General features: G+C 69.7%; 15 protein-coding genes. 12 read left to right on the top strand and 3 right to left on the bottom strand.

Features of this window, described 5'->3' with window-relative positions:
- The first annotated feature begins 113 nt into the window (after positions 1 to 113).
- The 10 genes from ACFUO4_RS00845 to ACFUO4_RS00800 all read left to right on the top strand — a co-directional run bounded on the left by ACFUO4_RS00845 (position 114) and on the right by ACFUO4_RS00800 (position 9,613).
- Positions 114 to 302, top strand: a complete 189-nt coding sequence (locus tag ACFUO4_RS00845; RefSeq protein WP_079307251.1) for a ferredoxin — start codon at positions 114 to 116, stop codon at positions 300 to 302.
- 5 nt (positions 303 to 307) lie between these two features.
- Complete coding sequence (locus ACFUO4_RS00840; RefSeq protein ID WP_383478288.1) at positions 308 to 1,528, top strand: NAD(P)/FAD-dependent oxidoreductase; 1,221 nt, start codon at positions 308 to 310, stop codon at positions 1,526 to 1,528.
- A gap of 11 nt (positions 1,529 to 1,539) precedes the next feature.
- Positions 1,540 to 2,346 carry an acetoacetate decarboxylase family protein gene (locus ACFUO4_RS00835; RefSeq protein WP_383478286.1) on the top strand — a complete coding sequence of 269 codons (807 nt, stop codon included), beginning with the start codon at positions 1,540 to 1,542 and terminating at the stop codon, positions 2,344 to 2,346.
- A gap of 34 nt (positions 2,347 to 2,380) precedes the next feature.
- The gene (locus tag ACFUO4_RS00830; RefSeq protein ID WP_383478284.1) at positions 2,381 to 3,844 is read left to right on the top strand and encodes an aldehyde dehydrogenase; all 1,464 of its coding nucleotides are present in this window, start codon (positions 2,381 to 2,383) and stop codon (positions 3,842 to 3,844) included.
- Complete coding sequence (locus ACFUO4_RS00825; protein WP_383478281.1) at positions 3,837 to 4,772, top strand: 3,4-dihydroxyphenylacetate 2,3-dioxygenase; 936 nt, start codon at positions 3,837 to 3,839, stop codon at positions 4,770 to 4,772. The genes ACFUO4_RS00830 and ACFUO4_RS00825 overlap by 8 nt, the downstream gene beginning before the upstream one ends.
- Positions 4,773 to 4,783: 11 nt before the next feature.
- Entirely contained in the window at positions 4,784 to 5,629 is an 846-nt protein-coding gene (locus ACFUO4_RS00820) for a fumarylacetoacetate hydrolase family protein (RefSeq protein ID WP_079307259.1), read from the top strand.
- Between the two features lie 82 nt (positions 5,630 to 5,711).
- Entirely contained in the window at positions 5,712 to 6,347 is a 636-nt protein-coding gene (locus ACFUO4_RS00815) for a TetR/AcrR family transcriptional regulator (RefSeq protein ID WP_383478278.1), read from the top strand.
- A 208-nt stretch (positions 6,348 to 6,555) separates the two neighbouring features.
- Entirely contained in the window at positions 6,556 to 7,737 is a 1,182-nt protein-coding gene (locus ACFUO4_RS00810; protein WP_383478275.1) for a cytochrome P450, read from the top strand.
- Positions 7,738 to 7,794: 57 nt separating this feature from the next.
- Positions 7,795 to 8,007, top strand: coding sequence for a ferredoxin (locus tag ACFUO4_RS00805; RefSeq protein ID WP_079307264.1), 213 nt, complete (start codon positions 7,795 to 7,797; stop codon positions 8,005 to 8,007).
- 148 nt (positions 8,008 to 8,155) lie between these two features.
- A complete protein-coding gene (locus ACFUO4_RS00800) occupies positions 8,156 to 9,613 on the top strand; it encodes an APC family permease (RefSeq protein WP_079307266.1) in 1,458 nt (485 codons plus the stop codon).
- A 61-nt stretch (positions 9,614 to 9,674) separates the two neighbouring features.
- Here the strand turns inward: ACFUO4_RS00800 and ACFUO4_RS00795 are convergent, their stop codons facing one another.
- A complete protein-coding gene (locus tag ACFUO4_RS00795) occupies positions 9,675 to 10,385 on the bottom strand; it encodes a type 1 glutamine amidotransferase (protein WP_383478271.1) in 711 nt (236 codons plus the stop codon).
- A 112-nt stretch (positions 10,386 to 10,497) separates the two neighbouring features.
- Between ACFUO4_RS00795 and ACFUO4_RS00790 the strand changes: the two genes are divergently transcribed.
- Together ACFUO4_RS00790 and ACFUO4_RS00785 are read left to right on the top strand one after the other, a co-directional pair.
- Positions 10,498 to 11,988: an aldehyde dehydrogenase gene (locus tag ACFUO4_RS00790; protein WP_383478269.1), complete on the top strand. Its 1,491-nt coding sequence runs from the start codon at positions 10,498 to 10,500 to the stop codon at positions 11,986 to 11,988.
- Positions 11,985 to 12,686 (top strand): gamma-glutamyl-gamma-aminobutyrate hydrolase family protein, encoded by a 702-nt coding sequence (locus tag ACFUO4_RS00785; RefSeq protein WP_383478266.1) that lies wholly within the window; start codon positions 11,985 to 11,987, stop codon positions 12,684 to 12,686. The genes ACFUO4_RS00790 and ACFUO4_RS00785 overlap by 4 nt, the downstream gene beginning before the upstream one ends.
- Positions 12,687 to 12,761: 75 nt before the next feature.
- Here ACFUO4_RS00785 and ACFUO4_RS00780 read toward each other — a convergent pair whose 3' ends face one another.
- The gene (locus ACFUO4_RS00780) at positions 12,762 to 14,717 is read right to left on the bottom strand and encodes an RICIN domain-containing protein (protein ID WP_383478263.1); all 1,956 of its coding nucleotides are present in this window, start codon (positions 14,715 to 14,717) and stop codon (positions 12,762 to 12,764) included.
- A gap of 98 nt (positions 14,718 to 14,815) precedes the next feature.
- Positions 14,816 to 17,047, bottom strand: coding sequence for an alpha-L-fucosidase (locus ACFUO4_RS00775; protein WP_383478260.1), 2,232 nt, complete (start codon positions 17,045 to 17,047; stop codon positions 14,816 to 14,818).
- Positions 17,048 to 17,444 lie beyond the last annotated feature (397 nt).

Genomic DNA, 17,444 nt, shown 5'->3' with positions numbered 1-17,444 from the left:
ATCCGCTGAATTTCGCCCCCTTTGGCCGACGGGCCCGGCTCGACCCGGGCCGGGCCCGTCTCTTCCTCCCCCTCTCTTCCTGCTCCGACGCCTCACCCCTCAGGAGGACCGCCATGAAGGTCGTCGTCGACATGAACAAGTGCCAGGACCACGGCCAGTGCGTCTTCGCCGCCCCCGACGTCTTCTCGATGGACGACGAAGGACACCTGGTGTACGTGTCCGACCCCGACGACGCGCTGCGCGACGAGGTCGAAGAGGCCGCCGACGTGTGTCCGCTGCAGGCCATCCGGATCGAGGGATGACGGCCATGACCGCGCCCACGAGCGGTCGGGTCGTCGTCGCCGGCGGCTCCATGGGCGGCCTGCGTGCCGCCGAACAGCTGCGCGCCGCGGGCTGGACCGGGACGATCACCGTCATCGGCGACGAGCCCCACATGCCCTACAACCGGCCCCCGCTGTCCAAGGAGGTGCTGGCCGGCAAGGCCCCCTTCGAGTCGCTCGCCTTCACACCGAAGGCAGCCGCCGCCGACGTGGAGTGGCGGCTGGGCACGAAGGTCGTCGCGGCCGACCTCGACCGGCGCGTCGTCGCACTCGACGACGGCTCGGCGATCTCGTACGACGGACTGGTCGTCGCCACCGGCATGCGGCCCCGGCGCCTGCGCTGCCCCGGACCGCTCACCGGCCGCCACACCGTCCGCACCCTGGCCGACGCCCAGGGCCTGCGCGACGAGCTGACCCGCCCCGATGCCCGCGTGGTCGTGGTCGGCGCCGGCTTCATCGGCTGCGAGGTCGCCGCCACCGCCGTGGGCCTCGGCGTCCGCGAGGTGACCGTCGTCGACCCGTTCCCCCTGCCCATGGTCGGCCCGCTCGGCGAACTGCTCGGCCGCGCGCTGCTGAAGCGGCACGAGGAACGCGGGGTGCGCTTCGCGCTCGGCACCGGAGTGTCCGGCTTCGAGGGCGAGGACCGGGTCACCGGAGTCGTGCTGAGCGACGGCAGCGTGCTGCCCGCCGACGTGGTCGTGGAGTCCGTCGGCTCCGTGGCCAACACCGAGTGGCTGGAGGGCAACGGCCTCGACCTCAGTGACGGCGTCCTCACCTGCGAGCGGCTGCGGGTCGGAGGACGGCCGGAGGTCGTCGCGGTCGGCGACGTCGCCCGCTTCCCCAACGCCCGCTACGACGGCGTAGCCCGCCGGGTCGAGCACTGGTCGATCCCCACCGACACGGCCAAGCACGCCGCGAAGGCCCTCGTCGCCCATCTCACCGGCACAGACGGGGAGTTGGTGCCCTTCGCCCCGCTGCCGACGTTCTGGAGCGACCAGCACGACTTCCGGCTGCAGTCCTTCGGCGCGCCCGTACTCGGCAAGGACGACGTCCGGATCCTGGACGGCGACCCCGACGGTGACGTCCTCGTCGGCTACCACACGGCAGGTCAACTCGTCGGCGTCGTCGCGCTCGGCGGCCAGGCCGCCGCGATGGGCGCCGCCCGCTATCGCGCCCAGTTGCTCAAGCAGCCCGCCCTCACCGCGTAAGGAACCCCTTCATGTCCACTGTCCGTGGTTACTTCCACCCCAAGACGGCGAGCGGTGCCTCCTCGCTGATCCCGTCCCCGCCGTGGCGCTACTCCGGCGACCTGCTGACCGTCGAGTACCGCACGGATCCCGCGCGGGTGCGCGAACTGCTGCCCGAGCCGCTGGAGTTGGCGGACGAGAACCCGGGCGCCGTGGCGCTGATCTGGGCCGACTGGCAGTCCTGCTCGGGTTCCGGCCAGGAGCTGCTGGACCCCGTACTGGCCCAGTACAAGGAGGCGTTCGCGGTCGTGCGCTGCAAGTACCGGGGGCAGACCTACACCCGCTGCGTGTACATCTGGGTCGACAAGGACTTCGCCATCGCGCGCGGACTGCACCAGGGCTATCCGAAGAAGCTCGGCTCGATCCACCAGACCCGCCCGCACCCGTACGGGCCCGCCCCGCGCATCGAAGCCGGCGCTCGTTTCGGCGCGACCCTGGCGGCCGCCGACCGGCGGCTGGCCCAGGCCGTGGTCACCCTGCGCGAACCGTCCGAGACCAACGGCTTCGTCAACGCCCACCCCATGGCCCACCACCGCTGGCTGCCCTCCATCGAGAAGGGCAAGGGCCTGGCGCTCGACGAGCTGATCGAGTCCGGCGCCGCCTCCTTCGAGGGCGGGCAGCCGTGGCGCGGCGACGCCGAGCTGGAGCTGTTCGAAGCACCCACCGAGGAACTGGCACGCCTGGAGATCCGCGAGCCGATCGCCGCCTACTACCGGCAGGTCGGCGTCGTCTGGGACGGCGGCCGACTGCTGGAGTCCGGCACGTCCGGCGCCGAGTAGCCCCCTTACGCACCAAAGGACTTGGAGACCGGACATGACCGAGCACACCCTCACGGTGGCCGGGGTCGCCGTCGACACCCGGCACTGGATCGGCGGCGAGCGCGTCGCCTCCACCGAGACGTTCACCGATGTCTCGCCGATCGACGGCAGCGTCCTGGGGGAGATCTCCCGGGGCACCGCCATGGAGGCCGCGGCCGCGGTGGCCGGGGCGAAGGCCGCCTTCCCGGCCTGGGCCGCCACCCCCCGCGCCGAACGCGCCCGCGTCCTGCACGCGATCGCCGACGGCGTCGAGAAGCGGCTGGAAGAGCTCGCCATCGTCGAGACCACCGACAACGGCGCCCTGCTCCGCTCCCACCGCCGGGGCGTCATGCCCCGCGTCGCCCATAACTTCCGCTTCTTCGCGGACTGGCTGCTGAAGCTGGAGCACGAGGACTTCGAGACGCGCGGGCACACCAACCACGTCAGCTGGGACCCGGCGGGCCCCTCCGTGCTGATCACCCCCTGGAACGCCCCCCTGATGCTGGCCACGTGGAAGGTCGCCCCCGCTCTCGCCGCCGGAAACACGGTCGTCCTCAAGCCCGCAGAGTGGACCCCGCTGACCGCCTCCCTGCTCGCCGACATCGCCGCCGAGGCCGGGCTGCCGGCCGGAGTGCTGAACGTCGTCCAGGGCTACGGCTCGGAGATCGGTGACGCCCTGACCTCGCACCCCGACGTGCGCCGCATCAGCTTCACCGGCTCCGTGCCGACGGCGAAGCGGATCTCGGCCTCGGCTGCCGCCAACCTGACCCCGCTCAGCCTCGAACTCGGCGGCAAGTCACCCCTGTTGGTGTTCGCCGACGCCGACCTGGACCTCGCGGTCGACCTGGCGGTGGAGCAGTACGACAACGCCGGGCAGGTGTGCCTGGCCGCAACGCGCTTCCTGGTCCAGGAGTCGGTCGCCGAGGAGTTCACCCGCCGCTTCGTCGAGAAGGCCGCGCAGCTCACCCAGGGCGACCCGCGTGACGAGGCCACCGACATCGGCCCCAACATCCACCCGCGCCAGCTGGAGAAGATCGACGGGTTCGTGCAGCGGGCGATCGCGGCCGGGGCCCGCGCGGTCATCGGCGGTCACCGAAAGGACGGTCAGTACTACGCGCCGACCCTCCTCACCGACGTCGCCCAGGACTCGGAGATCGTGCAGGAGGAGGTCTTCGGACCGGTCCTGACCCTGCAGACCTTCACAGACGAGGACGAGGCCGTCCGCCTCGCCAACGACACCCGCTTCGGGCTGGCCGCCACCCTCGCCACCGGTGACCCCGAGCGCGCCGAACGCGTCACCGCACAGCTGGTCGCGGGCACCGTCTGGACCAACTGCTTCTTCGTCCGCGACCTCCAGGCGCCCTTCGGCGGCTCCCGCCACTCCGGCGTCGGCCGCGAAGGCGGCACCTGGAGCTTCGACTTCTACTGCGACGTGAAGAACACCGTGACCGCGCCCAACGGTTGGAGGAACCATGGGTGAGATCGTCGGGGCGGGCCTGCTCGCCCACGTCCCCACCATCGTGCTTCCCGAGGAGACCCGGCTGGAGCTCAACGAGGGCAAGGAGATCACCCTCGTCACCGGCCTGCACCAGCTCCGCAAGGACGTCTTCGAGCGCGACGACTACGACACCGTCGTCGTCCTGGACTCCCACTGGGCCACGACGGTCGAGTTCGTCGTCACCGCGCAGGCGCGCAGGGCCGGCCTGTTCACCTCCGAGGAGCTGCCGCGCGGCATGTGCCGTATGCCGTACGACTTCCCGGGCGACCCCGAACTCGCCCACAACATCGAGAAGTTCGCCGACAAGCACGGCACCTGGATCACCGCGATTGAGGACGACTACCTGCCGATCTACTACGCCACCATCAACCTCTGGAAGTTCCTCGGCGAGGGGCTGCCCGACAAGCGGTGGGTGACCATCGGCGTCTGCCAGACCGGCGACATGGAGGACCACCTGCGCCTCGGCCGTGCCCTGGCTGACGGCATCGCCGCCACCCCGGGCCGCCGGGTCCTGCTCATCGCCTCCGGTGCGCTGTCTCACACCTTCTGGCCGCTGCGCGAACTGCGCGACCACGAGTCGAGCGACCCCGTCCACATCTTCACGCCGGAAGCGCGCGAGGCCGACCACGAGCGCATCGCCTGGTTCAAGGAGGGCCGCCACGACAAGGTCCTCGACACCATGCCGGAGTTCTGGACGTACAAGCCCGAGGCGAAGTTCTTCCACTACCTGATGATGGCCGGCGCCCTCGGCGAACAGGCGTGCGTCGCCAGGGCCCGCCAGTACGGCGAGTACGAGAACTCCATCGGCACCGGTCAGGTCCACCTGTGGTTCGACCGCCCGGCCGACGGCTGGACCGGCACCGGCCCGTCCGCAACCCCCGCCCCGCGCACCCCTCACAGTCGTATCTAGGAGCCCGGAACATGCCCGAATACCGCCGCATCCTCCTCGACGGCGCCGCCGTCCAGGTCACCGTCGACGGCGACGAACTCGTCGCCGGTGACGGCCGCCGCGTCAAGACCGAGGACGCACAGCACCTGCCGCCGGTCGTGCCGTCGAAGGTGATCGCCGTCCACCTCAACCACCGCAGCCGCGTCGACGAGTTCCAGATCGACCTGCCCGACACTCCCACGTACTTCCACAAGCCGACCTCCTCCCTCAACTCGCACCAGGGCGCCATCGTCCGCCCCGAGGGCTGCAAGTGGCTCAACTACGAGGGAGAGGTCGCCATCGTCATCGGGCGGACCGCGCGGAACATCTCCCCGGCCGAGGCGGGGGAGTACATCGCCGGCTACACGATCGCCAACGACTACGGCCTGCACGACTTCCGTGACACCGACGCCGGTTCCATGCTCCGCGTGAAGGGCTCGGACACCCTCTGCCCACTCGGCCCCGGCCTGGTCACCGACTGGGACTTCCGCGGCAAGAGCCTGCGCACCTACGTCAACGGCGAGGTGGTGCAGGACGGTTCGACCGACGAGATGAAGTGGGACATGCACTACCTCGTCGCCGACATCGCCCGCACCATCACCCTCTACCCGGGCGACGTGCTGCTGTCCGGCACCCCCGCCAACTCCCGCCCCGTCCAGCCGGGGGACGTGGTGGAGGTGGAGGTGGAGGGGCTCGGCCGGCTGACGAACCGCATCGTGACCGGCCCGACTCCCGTCCGTGCCGACGTCGGTGCCCAGCCCACCGAGTCCGAGGAAGTGCTGTCCACGGCGCTCGGCGGCGACTGGGAGTTCCGCGGCATCCGGCCGCCCAGGCGCTGACAAACGCCCATGAGACGGCGCCGCACCGGGCCTGCCGACCGAGGCGTCCGGTGCGGCCGCCCGCCCAGGTAGGGTCGCCCCCATGACCGAGTCCACCGACGCCCCCAAGAGCCGGCCCTCACGCAAGCGCCTGCAGTACGGCGAGGGCCGGGAGGCCCTGCTGAACGCCGCCGTGCGTGTGGTGGCGCGGGGTGGCCTGCGCCGGCTCACCTACCGGGCCGTCGCGGAGGAGGCCGGGGTCACGCACGGCCTCGTGGTGCACCACTTCGGTTCGCGCGATGCCCTGATCGAGGAGACCCTCGCCCACACCATCCGCACCTCGCTGAGCACCAGTGCGCTCGAACCGGGTACCGGCAAGGTCGCGGACTTCTCGGCGGGGCTGTCGGAGATGGTCACGGCGGATCCGGACCTCCAGGCGTTCCAGTACGAGCTGCTGCTGGAATCGCGCCGCCGCCCGGAGCTGCTGCCCCAGATCCGCGCGCTGTACGACGAGTACTTCGACGCCACCCGGCGCGAACTGACCCGCATGCTGCCCGCCGGCGCGGACAAGGCACTGACCCGGTTGGTCTTCGCCGCGCTCGACGGCCTCGTACTGCACCAGCTCGTCCTCGGTGAGCCCGACGTCACGGATGCCGCACTGGACGAGCTGCGCTCTTTGCTGCGGCTTCTCGACGCCGACGGAGACGCTGTCGGCGACCGTACCGCCGAGGACGGCTGAAAGACCCCTCTGACCTGCTTGTTCTCTGGCTCCGGACGTTCGGCGTCCGGAGCCTTTCGCTGTGCGGCGCCCTGATCTCGTTTGATTCCGTACGAGTAAAGAGTTGGTTACGGGTGCCGGAATCATTGACGCAGCTTTCCAGATGGATAATTCTCGCCTGCATGGCAGGGACCGCCCTGCGGCCGCCATGCATCCCTAGGAGACCACCATGACCATCGAGGCTCCCGCAGCCGAGCTGCTCCCGTTCCGCGACCCGGCCTACCGCGCGAACCCCGCTCCGTACTACGCCCGGCTCCGCACGTACGCGCCCGTCTACCGGCATCCGATCGGCGTGTACGTGGTGTCCCGCTACGAGGACGTCGCGAAGCTGATCCGCAACCCCACCCTGAGTGTCCGCAAGCTCGATTTCGGCGTGGCCGATCCGCTGCACGACACGGTGCTCGGCCAGGACGCCCCCGACCACACCCGGCTGCGCCGCATCACCAACCGCTGGTTCACACCCAAGGCGGTCGAGGACTGGTCCAAGGTGATGCAGGCGTCCGTGGACGCCGCACTCGACAAGGCGGTCGAGGCGGGCGGCACGCTCGACGCGGTGGACGACCTCGCCCTGCGCTCCACCTTCGAGACCATCTGTCACATCTTCGGCGTCGAGCCCACGAAGATGCTGGAGATCCAGAAGGCCACCTACGACATCGGCGTCAGCCTCGGGCCCGGGTCCGACGAGGACGACTGGCGGGTCACCGGCGAAGCCTTCGAGTGGTACGAGCAGCACATCCGTGCCCTGATCGGCCACAAGCGCGCGCAGCCCGGCAGCGGACTGATCGACCACTTCCTCGCCGAGCAGGACGCGGGGAACATGAGCGAGAACGAGGTCGTCTTCTCGATCCTGCTCTTCTTCGCCGTCGGCCACCTGGACATCAAGCACCTCATCGTGCAAGGCATCCGGCACCTGGCCGAACACCCCGAGTACCTCGGGATCTACCGCGACCAGCCGGACATCCGGCCCGGCTTCATCAACGAGGTGCTGCGCATCGAGACCCCCGAGCAGATGGTCTCGCGCCTCACCACCCAGGAAACGGTCATCGGCGACACGACCGTGCCCGCCGACGAGGTCCTCGTCCTGCTCATCGGCTCCGCCAACCGCGACCCGGAGGCGTTCCCCGACCCGGACCGCTTCGACCACACCCGTCCGGCCGTCGCGAGCCAGCACCTGGCCTTCGGCTCCGGCCAGCACGGCTGCGCGGGACAGGTGCTCGCCCGCGCACAGGCCGACGTCGTCTTCACGACGCTGGTCAACCGCTTCAGCGCGATCGAACTCGCGGGCGAGCCCACCTTCACCCACACCGAGTTCCTGCGCAGCATCGCCCATCTGCCGATCCGGCTGCGCTGACCGCACCCCGGCCTTTCCCGCTCAGCACACAGCACGGCACCACACCCAGGAGTCACCATGCGCGTCGAAGTCGACCTCAAGAAGTGCCAGGACCACGGCCAGTGCGTCTACGCCGCCCCCGAACTCTTCGCCCTGGACGAGCAGGGACGCCTGTCCCTGCGGAACGAGGCCACCGAGCTGTACACCGCGGAGCTGGACGCGGCGAACGTCGACGAGGTGCAGGAAGCCGCGGACGTCTGCCCGCTGCAGGCCATCACCGTCCACGAGTGAGCCGGTTACGGCTGTGTAAGAAGCGGGGCGGCGGCGGAAAATCATCGCTCAACCCCTTGTCATGTGGATAGTTCCACCTCCACTATGAGGCAACTCGTTTGGCTCCAAAACAAACCTCCGTCGCTCCGCTCCCTGGCAGGTGATCCCCGTGGACAGTCAAACGGTCCAGAGAAACCAGACCGTGCAGGACGAACCCACCGCTGGCCGACTCAAGCCCAACTCCCTCGGCGTCCTGGGCATCCTCTTCTTCGTCCTCTCCGCCCAGGCCCCCCTGACCGGCATCGCCGGGGCCGTGCCCATCGCCGTCGCCATCGGCAACGGCGCGGGTGCGCCCGCCGCCTATGCCGGGGCCGGGATCGTCATCCTGCTGTTCTCCGTGGGCTTCGTCGCCATGGGGCGCCATGTCGTGGACGCCGGCGCCTTCTACACGTACATCGGCAAGGGGCTCGGCCGTCCGACCGGATCCGGCAGCGCCGGTGTCGCGCTCTTCGCCTACTGTGCGGTCCAGGCGGCCATGTACGGGCTGTACGGATCGACCGTCAGCGCCCTGGTGGAGCAGTACACCGGTCTGAACGCCCCGTGGTGGGTCTGGGTCCTGGTCACCATGGCGATCGTCCAGATCCTCGGTGCGGCCGGCATCGAGATGGGGGCCAAGGTGCTGGCCGTGTTCGTCCTGGCCGAGTTCAGCATCCTGCTCGTCTTCGCCCTGGTCACCCTCTTCAAGGGCGGCGGCCCCGAGGGGCTGGGCTTCGCCGACAGCTTCTCGCCGCACGCCGCGCTCCAGGGCGCTCCCGGCGTCGCCCTGATGTTCGCCGTCGCGTCGATGTTCGGCTTCGAGGCCACCGCCATCTACGGCGAGGAGGCGCGCGAGCCGCGCAGGACAGTGCCCCGGGCCACGTACCTCTCCGTCGCCGTGATTACCGGCTTCTTCGCCTTCACCTCGTGGATGCTGGTCTCCGCCCACGGCGCCTCCCGCGCCACCGGTGAGGCCGGCAAGGCGCTGGCGAACGGTGACGCCACGGCATGGGTCTTCGGACCGATCACCGCGCAGTTCGGCGCATGGGTGGGCGACGTCCTGCCGATCCTCCTGGCGACCTCCCTCTTCGCCGGCCTCCTGGCCTTCCACAACTCCGCCAACCGCTACCTCTTCTCCCTCGGCCGCGACGGCCTGCTGCCCCACGGGCTGACCGCGACCAACCGACGTCACGCCCCGTGGGCGGCCGGCAGCGTGCAGACCGTGCTCTCGCTGCTGCTCGTCATGCCCTTCGCGCTGCTGGGGAAGGACCCGGTGCTGACCCTCTTCTCGTGGTTCAGCGGAGTGGCCGTGCTGGGGATCATGCTCCTGTACTTGCTGACCTCCGTGTCCGTGGTGGTGTTCTTCCGGCGCGAGCGGCTGGATACCCGCCCCTGGAACACTCTGATCGCCCCCATCCTGGGCGCGCTCGGCATCGCCGGTGCGATCTGGCTGATCCTGGCCAACTTCACGACCCTCATCGGCGGCGACTCGACCACGGCGGCCTGGCTCGAACTGGCCGTTCCGCTGGTCCTGATCCTCGGCGTCGTCACCGCCCGCGTGACGCGTGACCGGGCGACGGATCAGGTCTGAGGACGCTGCTTCGCACGGGGTGGCCGGTCCGGGCTTCCAGCCGGATCGGCCACCATGACGGTCAGCCGGCCGTGCCCGCCACCTGGTCGAGGAATCCGTCGACGAGGCGGCGGGCGTTCGCACGGGCCGTCGCCGCCAGCTCCGTTGTCCGGGTGAGCAACTGCCCGGGATCCACGCCGTGCCGCAGGCACTGCTCGGCGCCGCCGAGCCCCAGGTACCGGCGCACGGTGGCGGGCGTGATCTCCGGATGGAACTGCACCCCCAGGCTGCGCCCGAGCCGGAACGCCTGGGTGCACACGGAGGTACGGGCCACCTCCTCGGCCCCGGGCGGCAGGAGGCAGCGGTCGTAGTGCCACTGGAACCACGGGCCCGGGCCGATCAGTCGGGGATCGTCGGTGTCGACCCGGACCCAGCCGATCTCCGGGCGCGGCGACGCCTCGACCGAGCCGCCGAGCGCGGTGGTCAGCGCCTGCGCGCCGAAACAGACGCCGAGCACCGGGACACCGAGGTGGTGGGCCTTGCGCAACAGCGCCAGCTCGCCACCGATCCAGGAGCCCACGGCGCTCTCGTCGTACACCGACCAGGGCGCGCCGAGCGACACGATCAGGTCCCAGCCGTCGGCCGCCGGGAAGTCGAAGGCGACGTCCGGCGCGTGGTGGCGGTGCTCGGGTACGACGGTCACGACGTGCAGGTCGTATCCGCGCTCTACGAGCCGGGCCCCGACGGGGCCGGGGTCGGTCACGTGGTCGTGCTGGATGACGAGTGCGCGCACGGTGGGCTCCCTCCCGGGGTCCACGGACTCGTGGGATCGATCCGTGAACTCTTGTGACGGCTGAGCCCCCAGCATATCGTTTGGAATCAAATAAACTATTCGGAGGTTCTGCATGCTGGACATCACCCACGAGGAATGGCTGCGCCGGGCCAAGGCTCTGGACCTGGCCGGCGCGCATCACATCGACGGCGTGGACGAGGGCGGGGGAGGGGCGACCTTCGCCGCCGTCTCGCCCCGCGACGGCCAGGTGCTGACCCAGGTCGCCGACGGGGGCACGCAAGAGGTGGACGCGGCCGTCGCCGCCGCCCGCCGGGCCTTCGACTCCGGCCCCTGGCCCCGCCTCGCACCGGCCGACCGCGGCCGGATCCTGCTGCGCGTCGCCGACCTGCTCGAAGAGCACCGCGAGGAACTGGCGCTGACCGTCAGCCTGGAGATGGGCAAGCCCGTCACGGACGCGCACGGCATCGAGCTGCGCGCCGTCATCAACACGTTCCGCTGGTACGGGCAGCTGGCCGACAAACTCACCGACGAATCGCCCCACACCGCGCCCGATGCCCTGGCACTGGTCACCCGGGAGCCGGCCGGTGTCGTGGGCGCGGTGGTGCCCTGGAACTTCCCCCTGACGCTGGCCGGTTGGAAGGTGGCGCCGGCTCTCGCGGCGGGCTGCACCGTCGTGCTGAAGCCGTCGGAGAACTCCCCGCTCTCGGCTCTGCTGCTCGGCCGGCTCGCCACCGAGGCCGGCCTGCCGCCCGGTGTGCTCAACGTGGTGGGCGGCAAGGGCCCCGTCGCCGGGCGCGCTCTCGGTCTCCACCCCGACGTCGACGTCCTGGCCTTCACCGGCTCGACCGCCGTGGGCCGTCACTTCCTGCACTACGCGGCCGACTCCAACCTCAAGCGGGTCTGGCTCGAACTCGGCGGCAAGTCCCCCAACATCATCTTCCCGGACGCGCCCGACCTGGAGAAGGCCGCCGCCACCGCCGCCTGGGGCATCTTCTTCAACCAGGGCGAGATGTGCACCGCGCCCTCCCGGCTGCTGGTGCACTCCTCCGTCGCCGAACAGGTCACCGACGCGATCGTGGCGCGGGCCCGGGAACTGGTCGTCGGGGACCCGCTCGACCCGGCGACCGAGATGGGCGCGATGGCCGGAGAGAGCCACCTCGAACGGGTCCTCGGCCACATCGGGACCGGCCTCGAGGAAGGCGCCCGCCTGCGCGTCGGCGGCGGCCGCACCCAGGCCGAGACCGGCGGCAGCTTCCTCCGGCCCACCGTCTTCGACCACGTGCGCCCCGGCATGCGACTGGCCCGCGAGGAGATCTTCGGCCCCGTCCTGTCCGTCCTCACCTTCGACGACCTCGACGAGGCGGTCCGGCTGGCCAACGACACCGAGTACGGCCTCGCCGCGGGCCTGTGGACCTCCGACCTGTCCACCGCCCACCAGGTCTCCCGCGCGCTCAGGGCCGGCACCGTCTGGGTCAACTGCTACGAGGAGGGCGACCTGACCGTCCCCTTCGGCGGCATGAAGCAGTCCGGCAACGGCCGCGACAAGTCCGCCCACGCCATCGAGAAGTACACCGAACTGAAGACCACCTGGATCCAGCTGTGACCCGACCCCTGATCGCGATCCCCGCCCGCTTCTCCGCGACGACCTCCGCACTGCGCTACGCCGCCGAGGTCAACGCCCGCGCACTGATCGAGGCGGTGTGGCGGGCGGGCGGCGAACCGGCGAGCATCCACCCCGCGACCGCGGACGTCCCCGAACGGCTCGCCCGCTTCGACGGCGTCCTCCTCCCCGGCGGCGGCGACCTCGCCCCGCACCGCTACGGCGCCACCGACACCCATGACACCGTCTACGACGTGGACGACGTGCAGGACGACTTCGACCTCGAAGTCGCCCGCACAGCCCTCGACCTGGGCCTGCCGCTGCTGGCGGTCTGCCGAGGACTCCAGGTCGTCAACGTCGCCCTCGGCGGCACCCTGGAGCAGGACATGGGCGGCCCGGAACGCGAGCACCGGCATGTCGTCCACCCCGTGGCGGTCCAGCGCGGCACCTTGCTGGAGCAGGCCACCGGCGCGCAGAAGGTCGAGGCGTCCTGCTACCACCACCAGCGCGTCCACCGGGCCGGCGTGGGACTCGCGGTCAGCGCACGCGCGGCCGACGGCACCGTGGAGGGGCTCGAACTCCCCGGAGTGCACGGATGGTTCACCGCCGTCCAGTGGCACCCCGAGGACACCGCCCACGAGGACCCCGCCCAGCAGGGACTGTTCGACGCCCTGGTCCGAGCCGCCCACGACAGACGCTGACCGTTGGCTCTCGCCGGGTGGGCGGGCCTCACCGACCGCGGTTGCCGGTGAAGGCCTCGCCCGTCGTCGGGGGTGTCAGAGGGCGATGATCTGCCACTGCTGCTCGGGGGCGCGGGTGTAGGTGAACTGGTTGACGTTGGCCCCGTCGGCGGTCGAGCCCGCGTCGACGTTGAGCGACAGGCCGCTGAACCGGTTGGTGAGGTAGTAGTAGCCGTCGCCGGTGGGCGTGACCGCCCAGTGCTGCTGGGGCACGTTGCTGTCCGAATAGATGGCGACGTTCCCGCCGTCCACCCGCGACAGTCCGGCCACCTCCATCAGCTTGCCGCTGTTCACGTTCTTGATCTCGTAGTAGCCGTCGCCGGTGGAGGCGAAGGTCCACTTCTGGGCGGTGTTGTTCAGCCACGGCCACTGCTGGATGTTGGTGCCGTTGGCGGTGCCGAAGTTGAACACGTCGACGACCTTGCCGCTCTTGCGGTTGACGATGCGGTAGACCGTGCCGTCACCTGGCAGGACCTTCGAGACCAGGGCCGGCTTGGCGGTGCGGCCGCCGATGTGGATGCCGCCGATGTTGGCGTAGCCGCCGGTGGCCGTGTTGGCCTGGATGCGTACGAAGCCCACGTTCCGTGCGGGCCATTCGGCCACCTTGGTGGCGCGGTCTCCGGCCCAGGTGCCGGTGGCGACCTGGGTGAAGTTGGTGCCGTCGGTGCTGGTGGAGATGGTGTACGACGTGATGTCGCCGTCGGTGGTGTTGGTGCGGTTCCACTGCTTGGGCAGGTACTCAAGGGTGGAGACGTTGCTCCACACCCCGCCCAGGTCGATCGTGAGCGCGTGGGGCAGGGCCGGGGACAGGCCCCAGGTCGACCAGCAGGTCTCGTAGTTCCGGTCGCTCAGTCCGTCGATGGCGTTCAGCGGCCCCTCGCCGGTGCGGAACGCGGTCGCGTAGGCGCTGACCGGTGTGACGGGGTGCTCGGCGCGCAGGATCTGCGTCGGCAGCGGCGGGCGTGAGGTGTCGGGGCTCCAGGCCGCGCCGACCTCGGCGAGCCGGTTGACGATGTTGGTGTCGAGCCTGCCGTTGCGGTTCGGCGGGCAGTTGAGGATGAAGGAGGTGTACTTCGGTTCCAGGTCCGCCAGATGGGAGAGGATCGCGTCCTTGCTCATCAGGCTCTCGGTCGGTGTGGCCGGATGCCAGAACCAGCCGTTGCTGATGGTCTGCCCCTGCGTGGCGGCGTAGGTGTTTCCGGCGGGCGCGCTGACGCCCAACGGCTCCTCGAAGTAGATCGCGTCACCGAGGAACGGCACCGACAGCGCACCGTGGTCGATCATGACGATGTCCGGCTGGAGCGACTTCACGTGCTCGCGGATCCGCTGGTAGGAGACGGCCTGCTGGCCCATCTGCCACGCGTAGCCGTCGGTGATGAAGAGGTCGATGGTGCCGTAGTTGGTGAGCAGTTCGGTGATCTGGCCCAGGATGAAGGTCATGTCGGAGGGCTGGATGGCATCGGTGGTCTCGAGACCGACGTTCTTGTGCCGGCTCTCCCACGCCTCGACGCCGAAGGTGCGGTCCCATATCGAGTAGTAGAGCCCGACCCTCAGCCCCTTGGCCCGGAAGGCGTCGCAGTACGCCTGCACCACGTCGTGCTTGTAGGAGCTGTTGGCGACGTTCTGGGTGCCGTAGGCGCTCGGCCACAGGGCGAAGCCGTCGTGGTGCTTGGTCGTCAGGATGCCGTAGCTCATCTTCGCCGCCGCGGCGGCGTCGGCCCACTGGGCACAGTCCACGGCCGTGGGGGCGAACAGAGCGGGATTCTGGTTCGGTTCGGCCCACTCCTGGTTGGTGAACGTGCCCAGGTTGAAGTGGTTGAACATGCCGAACCGCATGTCGACCAGCTTGCTGAGGTTGGTCTGCAGGTCTGCGGCGGCGGCCTCGTCGAGCAGGCGGGAGAAGCCGGGCACCACGGGCAGCGCGCTCGCGGCCACGGCGGCGCCCGCGGCGCCCAGCAGGGTACGGCGGGACAGTCTTCTCTCTGACGACATGGGTGTACTCCCGGTCGGATGGCTTGGATGCGGGGGGGGGTGAAGGCGGCGGGCAGGCCGAGGGCGTGCCCGCCGCGGTTGTCAGGGCGGCGCGGGCGTCACAGCGCCGTGAAGGTCCACTGCAGGTTGGTGCTGCTGCCGTTGGTCCACTGCTTGGTGACGGAGCCCGAGGAGACGTTGCCGCCGCCGTCGAGGACCAGGCCGGTGGTGCGGTTGGCGATGGTGTAGGTGTTGCCGCCCCGGGGGGTGATCTTCCACTGCTGGTTGGTGCCGCCGTTCCAGGCGGCCTGCTGGGCCGGGGAGCCGTCGGCGGTGCTGCCCCAGCCGTCGGCGACCATGCCGTTGGTGCGGTTGACCAGCTTGTAGTAGCCGCCGCCCACGTCGACCGCCTGCCACTGGAGGTTGTTGCTGGAGTCCCAGCTCCACTGCTTGAGGTTGGATCCGGAGGCGACGTTGCCGCCGCTGTCCAGGGCGAGTCCGTCGGTGACGTTGGTGATCCGGAAGTACGTCGCCGGGTTGAACTGGACCCTCAGCGAAGTGATCTGGTCGTTGTTGCCGGTGACCCTGAGGTCGGGGTTGTCGGCGGTGAAGGTCCAGGCGGTGCCGGTGAAGTTGTCGCCGGAGTAGCCGACCACCTGGTAGCCGGGGGCCGGGCGCAGGCTGGAGATGGTGCGGGTGCCCAGGCCGGCGGCGCTCAGGTCGGCCGCGGTGTAGTCGCCGACGGGCAACGGGGCCGAGCCGCCGGTGTAGTTGACGTCCGTGAAGGCGGTCGCGCCGGCGAGCGGCGACAGCGTCGGGATGGCGCCGGAGAAGGCCAGCTTCAGGACATAGGCGCCCGCGCTGTACGGCGCCGAGGACGGCAGGGTGACCGTGAGGCCGGAGGAGTTCTGCGTGGGCGTGGGCAGGTCGATGTAGGTGCCGGCGGTGGAGCCGAGCAGCTTCACCGAGGTCAGCGAGGAGAGGTTGATGCGGTCCGAGCGGAGCGTCTTGATCGTCACCGAGCTGCCGGGCCAGCCCAGGACGGTGGCGTACAGGACGTTGCCGGCCTTGTTGCGGGTGAAGCGGATGTCCTGCGCGGTGCCGGCCGTCGGACTGGTGAAGGCGCCGCCGCCCATCTTCGTCGGGCCCTCGCCGTACACGGTCCAGGCGCGGGTCGAGTACACCGACTCGCCGAATCGCTTCAGGTAGTCGCCCATGGCGAGCAGGATGTCCTTCTGCGCCTGGGGGATGGTGCCGTCGGCCATCGGCGCGATGTTCAGCAGCACGTTGCCGTTCTTGCTGACCCGGTCGAGGAACGAGTGCAGCATCTGCTGGCTGCTGTAGTAGCCGATGCCTTGCGTGTAGCACCAGCTGGAGCTGGAGATGCTGTCGTCGGTCAGCCAGTACGGGTTGGTGAGGTCGCCCGGGCCGCCGCGCTCGTAGTCGAAGACCTCGCCCTTGCCGTTGAACCCGTCCTTGTAGGTGGCGACCACCTCTTTGCCCCAGGAGTTGGCCTGGTTGTAGTAGTAGGACAGGAACTTCAGGCGCTGCGTCTCGTCGACGGCGTCCAGCTTGAAGTCCTGCCACAGGATGTCGGGCTGGGCGCGGTCGACGACTTCCTTGAGCTTGTCGTACCAGAGCTGGTTCTCCGCGGTCGCCCCCAGCTGCCCGTACAGCTTCTTGAGGCTGGGGTCGGTCTGCGCGGGGGCGAACTCGTAGAAGCCGTTGTAGTTGTAAGCGTGGTGCATGGCCACCAGCAGCTTCAGGCCCTTGGCCCGGATGGCTGTGGTGAACAACTGCAGCAGGTCGAGGCCGGGGCCCTTCTTGACCGAGTTCCACTCGTTGACCTGGCTGTCCCACATGGAGAAGCCGTCGTGGTGCTCGGCGACCGGGCCGGCGAACCTGGCGCCGGCGTCGAGGAACAGCTGTGCCCATTCGTTGGGGTCGAAGTTCCCGCCGGCCGACTTCAGCTTCGGCGCGAACTTGACGAAGTTGCCCTGCAGGTCGTTCGCCCCGTTGATGAAGTTGTGGTAGGGCCATGCGGAGGGCTGGCCGTAGGTCGCGATGTGGTGCTGGTTCACGCTGTCGCCGGCGTGATACATGGACCGCGGATACCACTCGTTGCCGAAGGCGGGAACGCTGAAGACGCCCCAGTGGAAGTAGATCCCGAACTTCGCGTCCTGGAACCACTCCGGGGCCGGCGGGTGCTGGTCGACCGAGTTCCAGTCCGGTGTGTACGTGCTCGGTGCCGCCTGGGCGACGCCGGCGCCCAGGCCGCCGCCGGCCACGGCCGCCGCCGCCACACCGGTGGCGGCGGACAGGAACTGGCGTCTGTTGAGGGAACGCGACATGAGGACATCCCTGAGGTAGGAGCAAGGGGACGGGGGAGACGCGGGACACCGACGGTTGCGGGGCGTCGGAGGTTACGCATGAAGTTCGACCATGTGACGCGCTGATGTCAACGGGCGTGCAGGGATGAAAACCCTTATCTCAAGCACCTTTTGTCCATAAACAAGGGCTATCAGCGCATTGCCGTGGGGCCAAACATGGAATGTCTTGGGCTCGACGAAGGGTGTGACACCACATGGGCGGTCCCCGGGCAACCCGTCAGGCCATCACGAGTGCGCATCATTGATGGGATGGATCTACTGCCCAGGCGAGCCATCTCCAGCACTTTTGCCGCACCCCCTAGACAACCTCACGCCTCCCGCCCTATAAACATCCCATCTCTCCGCCGACGACACGCAA

This window comes from Streptomyces sp. NPDC057280 (assembly GCF_042668605.1).
In the GTDB taxonomy this organism is placed as follows: domain Bacteria; phylum Actinomycetota; class Actinomycetes; order Streptomycetales; family Streptomycetaceae; genus Streptomyces.
This window is presented reverse-complemented; position numbering and strand designations above follow the sequence as displayed.

Bases quoted from the DNA above. Each gene is read 5' to 3' on its own strand.
- ACFUO4_RS00790 (WP_383478269.1), top strand. From the start codon at position 10,498: ATGCTGGACATCACCCACGAGGAATGGCTGCGCCGGGCCAAGGCTCTG.
- ACFUO4_RS00780 (WP_383478263.1), bottom strand. From the start codon at position 14,717: ATGTCGTCAGAGAGAAGACTGTCCCGCCGTACCCTGCTGGGCGCCGCG.
- ACFUO4_RS00840 (WP_383478288.1), top strand. From the start codon at position 308: ATGACCGCGCCCACGAGCGGTCGGGTCGTCGTCGCCGGCGGCTCCATG.
- ACFUO4_RS00845 (WP_079307251.1), top strand. From the start codon at position 114: ATGAAGGTCGTCGTCGACATGAACAAGTGCCAGGACCACGGCCAGTGC.
- ACFUO4_RS00830 (WP_383478284.1), top strand. From the start codon at position 2,381: ATGACCGAGCACACCCTCACGGTGGCCGGGGTCGCCGTCGACACCCGG.
- ACFUO4_RS00820 (WP_079307259.1), top strand. From the start codon at position 4,784: ATGCCCGAATACCGCCGCATCCTCCTCGACGGCGCCGCCGTCCAGGTC.
- ACFUO4_RS00805 (WP_079307264.1), top strand. From the start codon at position 7,795: ATGCGCGTCGAAGTCGACCTCAAGAAGTGCCAGGACCACGGCCAGTGC.
- ACFUO4_RS00835 (WP_383478286.1), top strand. From the start codon at position 1,540: ATGTCCACTGTCCGTGGTTACTTCCACCCCAAGACGGCGAGCGGTGCC.
- ACFUO4_RS00775 (WP_383478260.1), bottom strand. From the start codon at position 17,047: ATGTCGCGTTCCCTCAACAGACGCCAGTTCCTGTCCGCCGCCACCGGT.
- ACFUO4_RS00815 (WP_383478278.1), top strand. From the start codon at position 5,712: ATGACCGAGTCCACCGACGCCCCCAAGAGCCGGCCCTCACGCAAGCGC.
- ACFUO4_RS00810 (WP_383478275.1), top strand. From the start codon at position 6,556: ATGACCATCGAGGCTCCCGCAGCCGAGCTGCTCCCGTTCCGCGACCCG.
- ACFUO4_RS00825 (WP_383478281.1), top strand. From the start codon at position 3,837: ATGGGTGAGATCGTCGGGGCGGGCCTGCTCGCCCACGTCCCCACCATC.